A 14487-nucleotide genomic window follows, 5' to 3' on the forward strand; every position below is an offset into this window, starting at 1 on the left:
ATGCCCCGCACGAGTTGTCAATACCCCGGGTATCGGGTACCTGCGGTTCGTGGGCGTTTCCGCAGGAAGAAAGGGTGACGTGACGCGGCGGATCCATGTCATCGGAATCGGCGCAGGCGACCCGGACTACGTGACGGCCCAGGCGATCGTGGCGCTGAACGACACCCAGGTGTTCTTCGTCATGGACAAAGGCGAATCGAAGGACGACCTGGTGGCGCTCAGGCGCGAGGTTTGCGACCGGTTCATCGGCGAACCCGACTACCGGTTCGTCGAACTGCCCGATCCGCCCCGCGCCAGGGTCGCGGCCGATGATCCGGCGTATCTGCAGACCGTCGCCGACTGGCACGCCGCCCGCGCCGACGTGTGGGCGCGGGCCCTGACCGACGAGCTGCCCGACGACGGCGTCGGCGCGTTCCTGGCGTGGGGCGACCCGTCGCTGTACGACAGCACGCTGCGCATCCTCGATCTGGTTGCGCGTCGCATCGACCTCGCGTTCGACGTCATCCCTGGCATCACCGCGATCCAGGCGCTCACCGCGCGACACCGGATCCCGCTCAACGAGGTCGGCGAACCCGTGCTCATCACCACCGGCCGACGGCTGCGCGCCGAGGGCCTGTCCAGTGCTGCGGTGGTGATGCTCGACGGTGACTGCGCGTTTCTCGGGTGCCCACCGGAGACGAAGATCTGGTGGGGCGCCTACCTCGGCACGCCCAACGAGGTACTGGTCGCCGGGACGGTCGGGGAGGTGGGCGAGAGCATCGCCGCGGTCCGAGCCGAAGCCCGCGAGCGTCACGGCTGGATCATGGACACCTACTTGTTGCGGCCGTGACCCTTGGCGCCGGGCGTGAACTTGCCGACGTTGATGATCGCCTCCACGGCGTCGAGCGGCGGCGCGGGGACTTCGAGTGCCGGACGGTCGGTCGCGCGTAGCCCGTCGAGCATCAGGTGCAGGTAGCGCTTCCACAGTTGCGGCCCGATGCGGCGGGTCATCTCGTAGGCGGGTCCCATCATGACCAGAAGGGCGGCGACGTCCTGAGGCGTCGCGTCGGCGCGGACGACGCCGGCCCTGGCCGCCCGCTCGAACAACTCGGTGACCGCGGCGATGATGTCCGGCCAGATCCGGGCCTGCCCTTCGGCGTCGCCCTGTCCGGTCAGTGTTTCGTAGAGGCCGCGGTCCGCGGCCTGTCGCTCGGCGGTGTGCTCGAAGAAGTCGACGAGGGCCTCCCACGGGTCCTCGATCGTCAACGCCCGTCGTGCATCGGCGACGATCGCCTCGGTGGCCTCGGTCAGCACCTCCGCGGCGAGCGCCTGCTTGTTCGCGAAGTGCCGGTACGCCGTGCCGACGCCGACACCCGCGTGCCGGGCGACGTCGTCCAGCGTGGCCCCGAAACCGCGTTCGGCGAACACTTTTCGGGCCGATTCGACCAGCAGTGCGCGGTTGCGCACGGAGTCACTCCTGATGGGACGCTCGCGCTTGGTGGCCACCGTCAGACCACGCCGTGAGCGATGAGGCTGTTGGCGCAGTCGATTACGGTCGGCGCGGCGGGGCGGGGCCTCCAGTCCAGGAGGCGGGCGGCCTTCTCGGTGGTGTGGCGGTTGCGTCGGCCGAGCGACACGCTGATATCGCGCAGCGACTTGTCGAACACCGACGTCAAGCGCACCACCCAGTCCGGCAGCTGCCGCGTCGACACCTTCGCGCCCGCGGGGCCGAGCCCGTCGCGCAGCGTCCTGGCCATCTCCCTCATCCAGGTGAATTCGCCAGTGGCAAGGAACCTTTGACCAGCCGCTTCGGGAGCGGTCATCGCGCGGATGTGGATGTCGACGAGGTCACGCACGTCCACGATCTCCAGTCCGATGCGCGGGCTGCCTGGCATGGACCCCTTCAGCATGCGCTCGATGATCTGCACCGAGCCGATCGAATCGGTCGACAGGATCGGTCCCAACACCGCGCCAGGCAGGACCGTCGCCAGCGTCATCGGGCCGTCGTACGATGCCATGAAGTCCCAAGCCGCCTTCTCTGCAACGGTTTTGGAGCGACGGTAGGGGATGATCGCCGGATCCTCTGGGTCCGTCCACAAGGTCTCGTCGGTGACGCCCACTTCGGTGTACGACGAGGGGCTGGCTGCGTTGGCTGCGGAGGTCATCACCACGCGCTTCACCCCGGCATTTGTGGCGGCGCTCAGTACGTTGCGCACCCCTTCGCGAGCCGGGGTGAGCATGTCGTCGCCCGACAGTGGCGATGCGACGTGGAGCACGTAGTCCACTCCGTCGAGTGCGGCGTCCCAGCCGGCGGGGGAGGTCAGGTCGGCGACGGCGAAGCTCAAGCGGTCCTCGGCTTCGACGACGCTGGCCACTGCGCTGCGCACGACGGCTTCCCGTGCGGTGTCCCGGACGGTGGTTCGTACGCGGTAACCCCGCGAGAGCAGGTCGGTGATGCACCATCCGGCGATGTAGCCGGTGCCACCGGTCACCAGAACGGTCTCGGTCATGTCGACTCCTCGTAACGGAGCTAGGTCCTCCGATTTCTCACGTTAGCAGACAAACGGAGTTGGCATCTCCGCTTATTCATGTCGACCATGGCAGGATCACCCGCATGGGGCAATTTCTCCTTCGGGCCGGAATGACCGGGTTCGCGCTGTGGGTCGTCACGCTCGTCGTCTCGGGCATCGAGTTCGTCGGCGGCGACTCGACCCTGCAGCGGGTCGGGATCATCCTCGTGGTCGCCGTCATCTTCGGGCTGGTCAACGCGGTCATCAAGCCCATCGTGCAGTTCATCTCGATACCGCTCTACATCCTCACCCTCGGCCTGATCCACATCGTCATCAACGCGTTGATGTTGTGGATCACGTCCTGGATCACCGAGACCACCACCCACTGGGGCCTGTACATCGACGACTTCTGGTGGACCGCGATCTGGGCCGCGATCGTGCTGTCGATCGTCAGCTGGGTGCTTTCGCTGCTGGTACCCGACGTCAAGCGCACCGCCGACAGGTAGCCCCCAATGCGGCCGTTCCCCCATCGGGGGTCCCCCAACCGGTCGTCGGGAACGTAGGCGCCTGCCCCGCTGTCGTCGCGCCGGAACCCGGCGACGATGGCTTTCATGTCCTCGTCCATTGCTCCGCCGAAGGCGGTTCCGCTGCCCATCTCGGCAGCGACGGCGCGCCGCCGCTGCGGTGCCGGAGCTCTGCTCGTGGACATCCGCCCGCAGGTCGCCCGCCACCAGGGCAGCATCCCCGACGCGGTCGTCATCGAGTCCGGCGCCATCGTGGAGCAGTTCAATCCGCAGTCACCGCAACGGATCTCCTGGCTTGATTGCGACTGCGAGATCGTCGTCTGCAGCGTCTCGTCGCACCGCGCCATCCCCGCCGCCCAGCAATTGACTCGCCTCGGCTATCGCCACGTCTACTACCTCGCAGGCGGATTCGCCGCCTGGCAGGACCGGCACGGCAACCGCGAGAACGTAGACACCCGGGCGCGGCGATCGGCACACTAGGGGAGTGCCCGAACTGCCCGAGGTCGAAGCGCTCGCCGACCACCTCCGCCGCCACGCCGTCGGCCTAACCGTCGGGCGTGTCGACGTCGCCGCGTTGTCGGTGCTCAAGACCTTCGACCCACCGATCTCGGCGCTGCACGGCCAGGTCGTCACCGGCGCCAACCGGTGGGCCAAGTACCTCGGCCTGCAATGCGGGGAACTGCATCTCATCACCCACCTGTCGCGGGCAGGCTGGCTGCGCTGGTCGGACAAGCTCAGCCCGGCGCCGCTGAAACCCGGCAAGGGGCCGATCGCCCTGCGGGTGCACCTCGGCAAGCCGGGCGAAGACCCCGGTTTCGACCTCACCGAGGCCGGCACCCAGAAACGACTGGCGGTGTGGCTGGTCGACGATCCGATGAAGGTTCCGCAGATCGCCGCCCTCGGTCCGGACGCCCTGTCGCTCGGCCCCGACGACCTCGCGGCGGCGCTCAAGGGCAACAGCGCCAGGATCAAGAACGTGATCACCGACCAGAAGGTGATCGCCGGTATCGGCAACGCCTACAGCGACGAGATCTTGCACGTCGCGAAGCTGTCGCCGTTCGCCACCGCGGGCAAGCTCACCGACGCCCAGCTCGCCGCCCTGCACGACGCGATGATCTCGGTGCTCACCGATGCGGTCACGCGATCGGTCGGGCAGGGCGCCGCCACCCTCAAGGGTGAGAAGCGTTCGGGGCTGCGGGTACACGCCCGCACGGGACTGCCATGTCCGGTGTGCGGCGATACCGTGCGCGAGGTGTCCTTCGCGGACAAGTCGTTTCAGTACTGCCCGACCTGTCAGACGGGCGGCAAGGTCCTGGCCGATCGGCGGATGTCCAAGCTGCTCAAGTAGTTTCGACGGGTCGCATCCCGTCGATCACGATGTCCATCATCCGGCGGGCCTGCTCTTTTCCGGCTGGGTCGTCGGACACCCGCCACAGGAATCCCATGAGTAACAGCACGTCGTCGGGGTCGAGACCGTCGCGCACGCTGCCGTCGGCCACGCAAGCGTCGAGGAGCGTCGTCACGGCTTTCACGACCGGTGCGTAGGTGGCGTTGATCGCATCCTTGACGGCTGCGGTCTGCAGTGCGTCGCCAAGGCCGTGTTTCACCTTGACGTAGTCGGCGAGGGTGTGGAACCACGTCTGGAAGGCCTCGAGAGGTGCCCGCGTGGCGAGCACCTCGGTGACGGAGTTGACCAGCCGCCGCACGTCGTGCTGATAGACGGCCAGGATCAGCGCCTCCCGCGTCGGATAGTGCCGATACAGCGTGCCGGGCCCCACTCCCGCGCGCTTGGCGATCGCATTGAGCGACGTCGCGCTCGACTCGGCGAAGGCATCGTGTGCGACCTGCAGGATGTGCTCGCGGTTGCGCACGGCATCGGAGCGCTGCAATCCCTTGTCGACGGTCACGCTGGCCCTTCTTGCTAAACGGAGAACTCTCCGATACGTTCGATGGAGAAGCGGAGAACTCTCCGATACAGCATCACTCTAGGGACGGCCATGGATTACATCAAGCTTGGTAACACGGGTCTGGACATCTCGCCCATCGCGATCGGTGCCATGACATATGGCGATCCGAGTCGCGGCCACCCTGTCTGGTCGCTCGGCGAGGACGACAGCAGGCCACTCGTCAAGCACGCACTCGAGGCGGGCATCAACGTCTTCGACACGGCGAACATGTACTCGCAGGGATCGAGTGAGGAGATCCTCGGCCGTGCCCTTCGCGACTTCGCCGACCGCGACGTCGTCGTCATCGCCACCAAGCTGCGCCACCCGATGCGCCCCGGGCCCAACGGAAAGGGATTGTCCCGCAAGGCGATCCTGACCGAGATCGACCACAGCCTCCGACGGCTCGGCACCGACTACGTCGACCTGTACCAGATCCACCGATTGGATCCGTCGACGCCGATCGAGGAGACCCTCGAGGCCCTGCACGACATCGTCAAGGCGGGCAAGGTGCGCTACCTCGGTGCGTCGTCGATGCACGCGTGGGAGTTCGCCAAGGCGCTGCATATGCAGCGACAACACGGCTGGGCCCGGTTCGTGTCGATGCAGAACCACTACAACCTGCTGGCACGAGAGGAAGAGCGCGAGATGCTGCCGCTGTGCGGCGACGAGGGCGTCGGCACGATCGTGTGGAGTCCGCTGGCCCGAGGCAGGCTGGCCCGCCCCTATCGCGCGGAGTCTACCGCCAGGTCGGCCAACGACGGCTTCGCCGACATGCTGTACGCCGCAACCGAGGACAGCGATCGCGCAATCATCGACGCGGTAGGAAGCGTCGCCGATGGCCGCGGGGTGTCCCGCGCGCAGATCGCGCTGGCCTGGCTGCGGAAGAACCCCGTGGTGGCGGCGCCGCTGGTCGGCGCGAGCAGCACGTCGCAGATCGACGATGCGGTCGCCTCGCTCGACATCGACCTATCCGGCGACGAGATCTGGCAACTCGAACAGCACTACACGCCGCGCTACGACTTCCAGGGCGTCTCCAGTGACGCGGCGGCACAGCAGATCATGGCTCAGATCCCGCAGCTCACCACGTCGTCATAGGGGCTAGCTGCAGTATGAGTGGGTGGCGAACGTCAGCGCCTGTTGGTACAGCGGATCGAGTTGGCGGTCTGCGGTGACGGCACGCACGGCATCGTCGCGTTGCTGGCCGCACGCGGGTCCGCGCAGCGAATCCCAGTGCAGCGCCATCTCGGTCACCATCTGGTGGTTGAACCCGTCGATGGCGGCGCGCGACGCCGAGAGGTCGGGGGCGGTCGTCGGCGCGGCGGCGGGGTCGAGCTTCCATTGGCCGAACCGGGTGTACTCGATGCCCTCGGTGGCGTGCACCTGGTCGGTGAAGATCGTCCGCACGGGCTGCGGGTCGATCCCCTGCTTCGTCGCGTCGATGCCGACCGAATCCACCACCTGTCGGGACCGGGGAGGGTCGTCGATCGGGCCGCCCTTCACCCATTTGAACGCGGCAACGGGGTCCGCCGTCTGCAATCGCTGGGCGGCGGTATCCACCAGGCGGTACAGCGGGCTCGGGTCGTCTGCGCGGGCGATGGGCGCAACGCCGATCGGCGCGGTCAGGACGGTTGTGACGAGGAGTAGGACGGCATGCCTCACGGTGATCCATCATCGTCCTTCTGGTTACGCTGCTCCAATGACCCGGCAGAAGATCCTCATCACAGGCGCCAGCTCCGGACTGGGCGCGGGCATGGCCCGCCAGTTCGCGGCCAAGGGGCGTGACCTGGCGCTGTGTGCGCGCCGCACCGACAACCTCGAGGAGCTCAAGGACGAACTCACGGCCCGGCATCCCGGCATCACGGTTGCCGTCGCCGCGCTCGACGTCAACGACCACGAGGCCGTGCCGAAGGTGTTCGCCGAACTGGACGACGAGCTCGGGGGCATCGACTGCGTCATCGTGAACGCGGGCATCGGCAAGGGCTATCCGCTCGGCGGCGGCAAGCCCTGGGCCAACAAGGCCACCCTCGAGACGAACCTGGTGTCGGGTCTGGTGCAGATCGAAACGGCACTCGAGATGTTCAAGAAGGCGGGCAAGGGCCACCTGGTGCTGGTGTCCTCGGTGCTCGGCAACAAGGGCGTGCCCGGCGGCAAGGCCGCCTACGCCGCGAGCAAGGCGGGGATGACGTCCCTCGGCGAATCGCTGCGGGCCGAATACCCTTCTGGGCCAATCAAGATCACGGTGCTCGAGCCCGGCTACATCGAATCCGAGATGACCGCGAAGTCGGCCACCACGATGCTCATGGTGGACAACGAGACCGGCGTCAAGGCCATGGTCGACGCCATCGAGAAGGAGAAGGGCCGCGCCGTCGTGCCGGCCTGGCCCTGGTGGCCGCTGGTGGAGCTGATGAAGGTGCTGCCCCCGCGCTTCACCCAACGCTTCGCCTGACCCTCCCTCACCTCCTGCGATTTCGGCGTGTTTTGTTGCGCTGAGCGCCACTGATCACGCCCAAATCGCATGGGGGGTTTTCCCAACAATATGTTGTATGAGTCCGGTGAGACGTGGGGAAACACTCCCCATCCACAACCGCATCAGCGTCTTGCGCGCCGAGCGGCGGATGACGCGAGTTGAACTCGCTGCAGCAGATTGAGCCGACAATCCTCGATCGGTACCAGGCCTATCGCACCCGCTGTTGTGGTTGCCCGCGTGTCTGCTTTTCTTCCCGTCGTGGATGGCGCTGCAGATCGTGTCCGGGCGCCAGGGTGACGCGCCGGAGGCGGCACTCGACGAGTTCGAGATCCAACAGCGGAACAGTGCCCGCTCGATCGGGCTGACCGTGACGCAGAACCTGATGTTGCTGCCGATCGGCTACTTGATCATCGGTTCGGTGATGACGCGCGGGACCGACGTCTCCATGGCCTACGCCGGAGGGCTGATGGCGCTCACGGTGTTGATGGTCGGCGGCTGTATGCCTGCGATGATCCTCGGTTGGACGAGATCGGACATGGACCCCGAGTAACTCGCTAGCTCGCGCGTAGTAGTCGAGCGGCGTCGTGGTCGTGGGTGGGCACCATGGTCACCCGATCCTTGACGGCGTGCAGGCGATGCAACGTCCGAAAGGTCTCCGAACGATCCACGTCTGCGATGCCGCCGGGGTAGCTCGACTTTTGCCGGATGTCCTCGATTTGCCATGTGTGCCATGCCGCGTCGCCGGCAAGGAGCACCCAACCGTCGACGGTGTGCAGCAGGATTCCGACGCTGCCGGGAGTGTGCCCCGCAAGGTCGACGAGGACCACGGAACCGTCGCCGAACAAGTCATGACTGCTCGCGAAGGTCAGCACCGGCGGTCCGTCGAGGTCATAGCCGACGGTCGTGCGGCCCAGCAGCGAGTCCCTGACACCTCCCACCGGCGCGATGGGACCCGTCATGACCCAATCCTGTTCCCTGCGATGGAGACACACGGGGAGGCCGGGAAGGTCGAGCAGTCCGCACACGTGGTCCCAATGCGCGTGCGTCGGCAGTGCGAAGTCGATGCCGCCGGCGCCGATCGCGGATTCCTTCAGGGCCGTGACCGTCGGGACGACGTCGTCCGGCGGGCGAACGGCAGGCCGCAGGAACGCGGGAAGTTGTGCGACGGCCCGCTTTCCGGCGTCGACGCACACGCCCGGGTCCACGATGAAGGTGGCATGTGGGTGCGTCACGACGAACGATGCGAGCGAATTGCCGATCCGTTTCGGCTGCCTGCGTCCCTCGACGATGAAGGAGGTAGGGACCGACTGGCGTACCTGCCGCAGCGCCGTGACGGAGACCGTGACGGAGGACTGGGGCAATCCGGCGTCGGTCAGTGACCGCATGAACCGGTCATCGGCTCGGCGGGGTCGGAACGCGCCCGTGGCGAGTCCGATGAGCGCGCCGCAGCATTCGGCGAGTGTTGGCGATTGCACGTTTTGGGGCACGTGGGCGAAGCTATAACTTCAGGTCGACCTGAAGTAAAGGGCGAAAAATGACTCCAAATGGGCAACGCATCGGGGATGCCGCAGCGACACTCGGCGTGGCGACACACGTCCTGCGCCACTGGGAGGACGTCGGCCTACTACGCCCGAGCAGGCTGAGCTCGGGCCACCGCGCCTACGACGAGCAGACGATCGGCCAGGCCAGGATGATTCAGATCTGCCAACGGGCCGGGCTGTCGCTTGCCGACATCGGTGCACTCGGCGCGAGCGACCGAGCGCAACGCATCGAACTCATCGAACTCAAGCGCGCCGAACTCGCCGAGCACCTCGCTCGAGTACGGCGCGCCGACGAGTTCCTCGCGCACATCGTGACGTGCACGCACCACGTGATCTCCGAGTGCCCGGAGTGCTCGACGCTGGTCGGCGATCAAGCGCTGCGGCCCCGCTCCACTCGGTAGTGGCGCACCAGCGCGTCAGTCGAACTGTCGGACTGCTCGGCCGGGGAGCCGTCGTCGATGATCACCGGCAGCAGTGCCTTGGCCTGGGTCTTGCCCAGCTCCACACCCCACTGGTCGAACGAGTCGATTCCCCAGATGACGCCCTCGGTGAACACCTGGTGCTCGTAGAGCGCGATCAGCTGGCCCACCACCGACGGCGTCAACTTGGTCGCGAGAATTGAAGTGGTAGGCCGGTTTCCGGGCATCACCTTGTGCGGGACGACGGCGGCCGGGGTGCCCTCTGCGGCGATCTCCTCAGCGGTCTTGCCGAACGCCAGCACCTGCGTCTGCGCGAAGAAGTTGCTCATCAACAGATCGTGCATGCTGCCCGTGCCGTCGGCGGTGGGCAGGTCGTCGGTGGGCTGGCTGAACCCGATGAAGTCGGCAGGGATCAATCGGGTGCCCTGATGGATCAACTGGTAGAACGCGTGCTGACCGTTGGTTCCCGCTTCGCCCCAATAGATTTCGCCTGTTTCGGTGGTGACGGGGTTGCCGTCGGCCCGCACCGACTTGCCGTTGGACTCCATCGTCAACTGCTGCAGGTAGGCAGCGAAGCGGGCCAGGTCGTTCGAGTACGGCAGCACCGCCCGCGCCTGCGCATCGAAGAACTCGTTGTACCAGAGTCCGATCAGGCCAAGCAGCGCAGGCGCATTGGCCTCCAGCGGTGTGGTCTTGAAGTGTTCGTCGATGACGTGGAAGCCGGCGAGGAACTCGCCGAACCGCTCCTTGCCGACCACTGCCATCACCGAGAGGCCGATCGCCGAATCCACCGAGTACCGGCCGCCGACCCAGTCCCAGAAGCCGAACATGTTGGCGGTGTCGATGCCGAAGTCGTCGACTAGCTTCTTGTTGGTCGAGACGGCGACGAAGTGCTTGGACACCGCATCTTGTCCGGCACCGCCGCCGAGTCCGTCAATCAGCCAACGCCGGGCCGCGGTCGCGTTGGTGAGGGTCTCCAACGTCGAGAAGGTCTTCGACGCGACGATGAAAAGCGTTGTGGCGGGGTCGAGTCCGTCGAGCTTGGCGACGAGGTCGGCCGGGTCGACGTTGGACACGAATCGCGCCGAGATGCCCGCGTCGGCGTAGTGCCGCAGCGCCTGGTAGACCATCACCGGGCCGAGGTCCGACCCGCCGATGCCGATGTTGACGACGGTCTTGATGCGCTCGCCCGTCGCACCCGTCCACTCGCCGTTGCGCAGCCGGTCGGTGAAGTCGCCCATCGCGTCGAGCACCTCGTGCACGTCGGCCACGACGTCCTGGCCATCGACCACCAACTCGGCACCCTTGGGCAGCCGCAACGCGGTGTGCAACACCGCGCGGTCCTCAGAGGTGTTGATGTGCACCCCAGCGAACATGGCGTCGCGCTTGGCCTCCAAGCCTGCCGCCTTTGCCAGGTCGACGAGCAGCCCCAGCGTCTCGCGGGTGACGCGGTGCTTGCTGTAGTCGATGTACAGATCACCGACCGTCAACGTCAGGTCGCGACCGCGTTCGGAGTCCTCGTCGAAGAGCTCGCGCAGGGTCTTGGTGCCGACCTGATCGTGATGGCTGACCAACGCGTTCCACGCCGGAGTCTCGGTGATGTCGGGAATTTGAACACTCTCTGAGGCCATATCCCGACCCTAGTGCGGCGACGCTTTCGAGGGTGTAAATGATGGACGTATGGATATCGACAAGCTCCTGGCATCCGTACCCACCGGCCTGTGGATCGGTGGTGAAGAGCGCACCTCGTCGTCGACATTCGACGTGCTCAACCCTGCGACCGACGAGGTCTTGATCGCGATCGCCGACGCCACCCCTGCGGACGGCATCGCCGCCCTCGACGCGGCCGCCGCCGTCCAGGGTGACTGGGCCGCGACGCCGGCCCGTGAGCGCGGTGAGATCCTGCGCTCGGTGTTCGAAGCCATCACCGCCCGCGCCGACGAGTTCGCCACGTTGATGACCCTCGAGATGGGCAAGGTCCTCGCCGAGAGCATGGGCGAGGTGAAGTACGGCGCCGAGTTCTTCAGGTGGTTCTCCGAGGAAGCCGTCCGCATCGGCGGTCGCTATACCAAGGCTCCTGCGGGCACCGGTCGCATCATCGTCACCAAGTCCGCCGTCGGCCCGTGCCTGGCCATCACGCCGTGGAACTTCCCACTGGCGATGGGCACCCGCAAGATCGGTCCTGCGATGGCGGCGGGCTGCACGATGATCATCAAGCCCGCCCAGGAAACGCCACTGACCATGCTGCTGCTGGCCAAGCTGATGGACGAGGCAGGCCTGCCCAAGGGCGTGCTGTCGATCCTGCCGACGTCGAAGCCCGGCGATCTGACCACGGCCCTCATCGACGACGGTCGCCTGCGCAAGCTGACGTTCACCGGGTCGACCGGGGTGGGCAAGGCCCTTGCCAAGCAGAGCTCCGATCAGCTGCTCCGGTTGTCGCTCGAGTTGGGTGGCAACGCGCCGTTCATCGTGTTCGACGACGCCGACGTCGACGCCGCCGTCGAGGGCGCGCTACTGGCGAAGATGCGCAACGGTGGCGAGGCCTGTACGGCGTCGAACCGCTTCCACGTCGCCAATGCGGTCCGCGAGGAGTTCACCGAGAAGCTGGTGAAGCGGATGAGCGAGTTCACCCTCGGCAACGGGCTCGACTCGTCGTCGACGCTGGGCCCGCTGGTCAACGCCAAGCAGGTCGGCACCGTCGAGGATCTGGTGTCCGATGCGGTGTCCAAGGGCGCCACCGTGGCCGTCGGCGGCGTCGCACCTGGCGGGCCCGGCCACTTCTACCCGGCGACGGTGTTGGCCGGCGTGCCCGCGGATGCGCGGATCCTCAAGGAGGAGGTGTTCGGACCGGTCGCACCCGTCATCGGCTTCAACACCGAGGAAGAGGGCATCGCCGCGGCCAACGACACCGAATACGGTCTGGCCGCCTACATCTACACGCAGGGCCTCGACCGTGCGCTGCGGGTCGCCGAGGCGATCGAGGCCGGCATGGTCGGCGTCAACCGCGGCGTGATCTCCGACCCCGCGGCGCCGTTCGGCGGCGTCAAGCAGTCGGGCTTCGGGCGCGAAGGTGGCTCGGAGGGCATCGAGGAGTACCTCGACACCAAGTACATCGCCCTGACCAACTAGCAGTCCTGGCGTCGCGTTTGGGGCAAGCTGTGCTCATGGACCAGCGGAGGTAGCCGTGCGGGAACTCCTCGTGGTGTCGGCGTTCAACGGGCTCTCGCAGCGCGTGTGGGATGAGCTGCGTGTGCGTGGACATCACGTGGCAGTCTCGGTGCACGCCAGGCCCGGCGAGCGTCGTCGCCGCCGCGTTTGCCGCAGAACCCGATCTGGTGCTGTGTCCAAACCTCAAGGAGCGGGTGCCAGCCAAGGTTTGGCAGAACTGGCCGACCGTGATCCTGCATCCGGGACCGGTCGGGGATCAGGGCCCGTCCTCGTTGGATCGCGCGATCCTGGACCGGGAACCGGTCTGGGCGTAACCGCATTCGGTGCGGTTGAAGAATTCGATGCCGGCCCGCCGTGGCCTGTGTGCTCGACGTCGTGGAGAGGGCGGCCGATCCCGCCTTCCGGCCCACCCCCTTGCGGGGCGCCGGGCATCCCGTCCCGGGGACGACGAGACGGCCCGGCCTCAGCCAAGCCGATCGGCGGTTCGACTGGGCAACCGATTCGGAGTCGATCGCGCGCCGGATCCACGCGGCCGACGGGTTTCCCGGTGTCCACACGGTGCCCGCCGGTGAAGAGGTCAGTGTGTTCGACGCGCGACCTGGCACTGGCGTCGGCGCCCCTGGCGAGATCATCGGCCGTTGCCGCGGGCACGTGCTGGTCGCGACCGGATCGGAAGCGCTGTGGATTGGTTAGGCCCGACGGGTCGGTGGCATCAAACTCCCCGCAACCACGGTGCTGCCCGTCGCGGATGTGCCGTCGTGCAGGATGCCCCGCAGGACATCTCGTATCGACGCGAGGGTGCGGTTGGGCACCTGACCTTCTCGTTCTACAACGGTGCCGCCGGGGTCGACCAGTGCCGGCGATTGGAGTCCGCGTTGCGTTACGCGGCGCAGCAGGACACTCGGGTACTCGTCCTGCGATCCGGTCCCGGGGTGTTCTGCAACGGCATCCACCTCGGCGAGATCGAGGACTCTCCCGACCCGGCGACCGCGGCGTGGAGCAACATCCAGGCCATCAACGGGGTGTGCCGCGCCTTGATCGAGATCAACGACCAGATCACCATCGCCGCCTTCGCCGGGCCGGCAGCAGCCGGCGGCGTCATGCTCGGGCTCGGCGCCGACGTGATCGTCGGGCGCAGCGGGGTGATGCTCAACCCGTACTACGACATCGGGTTGCACGGCTCAGAGCTGCACACACTTACCTTGCCGCACCGGGTGGGCCACCAAGGGGCGGCGACGTTGTTGTCGGCGAAGCTTCCGATCAGCACCGATCGCGCGGCGGCTGTCGGGCTGGTCGACCTCGTTGGCCCCGCCGATCCCGGTGAGTTCAGCGAATGGCTGGATGACGTGGCAGACCGCCATACCGATCCGGCGGCGTGGCGGGGTGTCATCTACTCCCGCATCCCGGTCGACCGGCCGTTGGATTACTACGAGTCTCTCGAGCTCGCCGAAATGGCTCGGGACGTGTACGACGATTCGCACGGATTCGCCGCCGCCCGACGCTCATTCGTTGGCAAGAACCGATTCCGGCCCGCCACCGACGGCCTCGTCGTGTCAGGCGATCGCACTGACTTCGACGATTTCTGCAAGCGTCGCTCAGTGCCCGAGGCGGCCACGGCCCATGCGAAGCAGCAGCATCGCCAGGTTCTTGCCCTCGGGGCCGAGCGTGCTGAAGCGCTCGATGACCTTCATCTCGCGGCTATGCACCAAGCGGGTGCCGCCGGAGGCCATCCGCACCTTGCCGATGGCCTGCGAGACCTCGGTGCGGCGCTTGACTGCGGCAAGGATCTCGGCGTCGAGTCGATCGATCTCGTGGCGCAGATCGTCGATGTCGATCTCGGCGGCGTCCAGTGATGTTGGAGAAGACATTGGTGGCTCCTGATTCTCGTTGTGTGTGGGGTCTGGTCTCATCCGGTTTCGGGCCTCACACAAGA

At 66.8% G+C, this 14487-nt stretch carries 17 protein-coding genes and 4 pseudogenes; 14 read left to right on the forward strand and 7 right to left on the reverse strand.

Features of this window, described 5'->3' with window-relative positions; all coding sequences use genetic code 11:
* Window positions 1–79 precede the first annotated feature (79 nt).
* Window positions 80–829 (forward strand): precorrin-6A synthase (deacetylating), encoded by a 750-nt coding sequence (cobF, locus tag HNP02_RS12220; RefSeq protein WP_184438566.1) that lies wholly within the window; start codon window positions 80–82, stop codon window positions 827–829.
* On the opposite strand, the gene HNP02_RS12225 is transcribed toward cobF, so the two are convergent.
* Both HNP02_RS12225 and HNP02_RS12230 read right to left on the reverse strand, forming a co-directional pair.
* Entirely contained in the window at window positions 811–1446 is a 636-nt protein-coding gene (locus HNP02_RS12225) for a TetR/AcrR family transcriptional regulator (RefSeq protein WP_221317476.1), read from the reverse strand. The genes cobF and HNP02_RS12225 overlap by 19 nt on opposite strands.
* Before the next feature lie 41 nt (window positions 1447–1487).
* Window positions 1488–2489 (reverse strand): NAD-dependent epimerase/dehydratase family protein, encoded by a 1002-nt coding sequence (locus HNP02_RS12230; protein ID WP_184438568.1) that lies wholly within the window; start codon window positions 2487–2489, stop codon window positions 1488–1490.
* Window positions 2490–2593: 104 nt separating this feature from the next.
* Here HNP02_RS12230 and HNP02_RS12235 point away from each other — a divergent pair, with 104 nt between their 5' ends.
* The 4 genes and pseudogenes from HNP02_RS12235 (at window position 2594) to HNP02_RS42630 (ending at window position 4361) form a co-directional block, all read left to right on the forward strand.
* Entirely contained in the window at window positions 2594–2995 is a 402-nt protein-coding gene (locus HNP02_RS12235) for a phage holin family protein (protein ID WP_184438570.1), read from the forward strand.
* A 105-nt stretch (window positions 2996–3100) separates the two neighbouring features.
* Complete coding sequence (locus tag HNP02_RS12240) at window positions 3101–3493, forward strand: rhodanese-like domain-containing protein (protein ID WP_184438572.1); 393 nt, start codon at window positions 3101–3103, stop codon at window positions 3491–3493.
* 4 nt (window positions 3494–3497) lie between these two features.
* Window positions 3498–3743 (forward strand): annotated as a pseudogene (locus tag HNP02_RS42625) (DNA-formamidopyrimidine glycosylase family protein); the annotation flags it as partial.
* Window positions 3744–3887: 144 nt separating this feature from the next.
* On the forward strand, window positions 3888–4361 hold the full coding sequence (locus tag HNP02_RS42630; protein ID WP_255506478.1) for a zinc finger domain-containing protein: 474 nt from the start codon (window positions 3888–3890) through the stop codon (window positions 4359–4361).
* On the opposite strand, the gene HNP02_RS12250 is transcribed toward HNP02_RS42630, so the two are convergent.
* Window positions 4354–4920, reverse strand: coding sequence for a TetR/AcrR family transcriptional regulator (locus tag HNP02_RS12250; RefSeq protein WP_184438576.1), 567 nt, complete (start codon window positions 4918–4920; stop codon window positions 4354–4356). The two genes, HNP02_RS42630 and HNP02_RS12250, sit on opposite strands and share 8 nt — an antisense overlap.
* A gap of 90 nt (window positions 4921–5010) precedes the next feature.
* On the opposite strand from HNP02_RS12250, the gene HNP02_RS12255 reads away from it, so the two are divergent.
* Entirely contained in the window at window positions 5011–6054 is a 1044-nt protein-coding gene (locus HNP02_RS12255) for an aldo/keto reductase (protein ID WP_184438578.1), read from the forward strand.
* A 3-nt stretch (window positions 6055–6057) separates the two neighbouring features.
* On the opposite strand, the gene HNP02_RS12260 is transcribed toward HNP02_RS12255, so the two are convergent.
* Window positions 6058–6618 carry a chorismate mutase gene (locus tag HNP02_RS12260; protein ID WP_184438580.1) on the reverse strand — a complete coding sequence of 187 codons (561 nt, stop codon included), beginning with the start codon at window positions 6616–6618 and terminating at the stop codon, window positions 6058–6060.
* Window positions 6619–6655: 37 nt separating this feature from the next.
* On the opposite strand from HNP02_RS12260, the gene HNP02_RS12265 reads away from it, so the two are divergent.
* The 3 genes and pseudogenes from HNP02_RS12265 to HNP02_RS12270 form a co-directional block, all read left to right on the forward strand.
* The gene (locus tag HNP02_RS12265) at window positions 6656–7405 is read left to right on the forward strand and encodes an SDR family oxidoreductase (RefSeq protein WP_184438582.1); all 750 of its coding nucleotides are present in this window, start codon (window positions 6656–6658) and stop codon (window positions 7403–7405) included.
* 97 nt (window positions 7406–7502) lie between these two features.
* Window positions 7503–7595, forward strand: a pseudogene (locus HNP02_RS42635) (transcriptional regulator); the annotation flags it as partial.
* A gap of 48 nt (window positions 7596–7643) precedes the next feature.
* A pseudogene (locus HNP02_RS12270) lies at window positions 7644–7976 on the forward strand (hypothetical protein); the annotation flags it as partial.
* 4 nt (window positions 7977–7980) lie between these two features.
* Here the strand turns inward: HNP02_RS12270 and HNP02_RS12275 are convergent.
* On the reverse strand, window positions 7981–8913 hold the full coding sequence (locus HNP02_RS12275; RefSeq protein WP_309241523.1) for an MBL fold metallo-hydrolase: 933 nt from the start codon (window positions 8911–8913) through the stop codon (window positions 7981–7983).
* 47 nt (window positions 8914–8960) lie between these two features.
* Between HNP02_RS12275 and HNP02_RS12280 the strand changes: the two genes are divergently transcribed.
* Window positions 8961–9368, forward strand: a complete 408-nt coding sequence (locus HNP02_RS12280; RefSeq protein WP_184438584.1) for a MerR family transcriptional regulator — start codon at window positions 8961–8963, stop codon at window positions 9366–9368.
* Here HNP02_RS12280 and pgi read toward each other — a convergent pair.
* A complete protein-coding gene (gene pgi / locus HNP02_RS12285; protein WP_184438586.1) occupies window positions 9338–11017 on the reverse strand; it encodes a glucose-6-phosphate isomerase in 1680 nt (559 codons plus the stop codon). The genes HNP02_RS12280 and pgi overlap by 31 nt on opposite strands.
* A gap of 49 nt (window positions 11018–11066) precedes the next feature.
* On the opposite strand from pgi, the gene HNP02_RS12290 reads away from it, so the two are divergent.
* The 4 genes and pseudogenes from HNP02_RS12290 to HNP02_RS42640 form a co-directional block, all read left to right on the forward strand.
* Window positions 11067–12515: an NAD-dependent succinate-semialdehyde dehydrogenase gene (locus tag HNP02_RS12290; RefSeq protein ID WP_184438588.1), complete on the forward strand. Its 1449-nt coding sequence runs from the start codon at window positions 11067–11069 to the stop codon at window positions 12513–12515.
* Between the two features lie 125 nt (window positions 12516–12640).
* On the forward strand, window positions 12641–12868 hold the full coding sequence (locus tag HNP02_RS42235) for a hypothetical protein (RefSeq protein ID WP_221317477.1): 228 nt from the start codon (window positions 12641–12643) through the stop codon (window positions 12866–12868).
* A 49-nt stretch (window positions 12869–12917) separates the two neighbouring features.
* Window positions 12918–13247 (forward strand): hypothetical protein, encoded by a 330-nt coding sequence (locus HNP02_RS42240; protein ID WP_221317478.1) that lies wholly within the window; start codon window positions 12918–12920, stop codon window positions 13245–13247.
* Between the two features lie 65 nt (window positions 13248–13312).
* A pseudogene (locus HNP02_RS42640) lies at window positions 13313–13858 on the forward strand (enoyl-CoA hydratase/isomerase family protein); the annotation flags it as partial.
* 291 nt (window positions 13859–14149) lie between these two features.
* Here the strand turns inward: HNP02_RS42640 and HNP02_RS12300 are convergent.
* Window positions 14150–14464: a chorismate mutase gene (locus HNP02_RS12300; protein ID WP_184438590.1), complete on the reverse strand. Its 315-nt coding sequence runs from the start codon at window positions 14462–14464 to the stop codon at window positions 14150–14152.
* Window positions 14465–14487: the final 23 nt, after the last annotated feature.

This window comes from Mycobacterium sp. AZCC_0083 (assembly GCF_014202335.1).
Taxonomy (GTDB): domain Bacteria; phylum Actinomycetota; class Actinomycetes; order Mycobacteriales; family Mycobacteriaceae; genus Mycobacterium.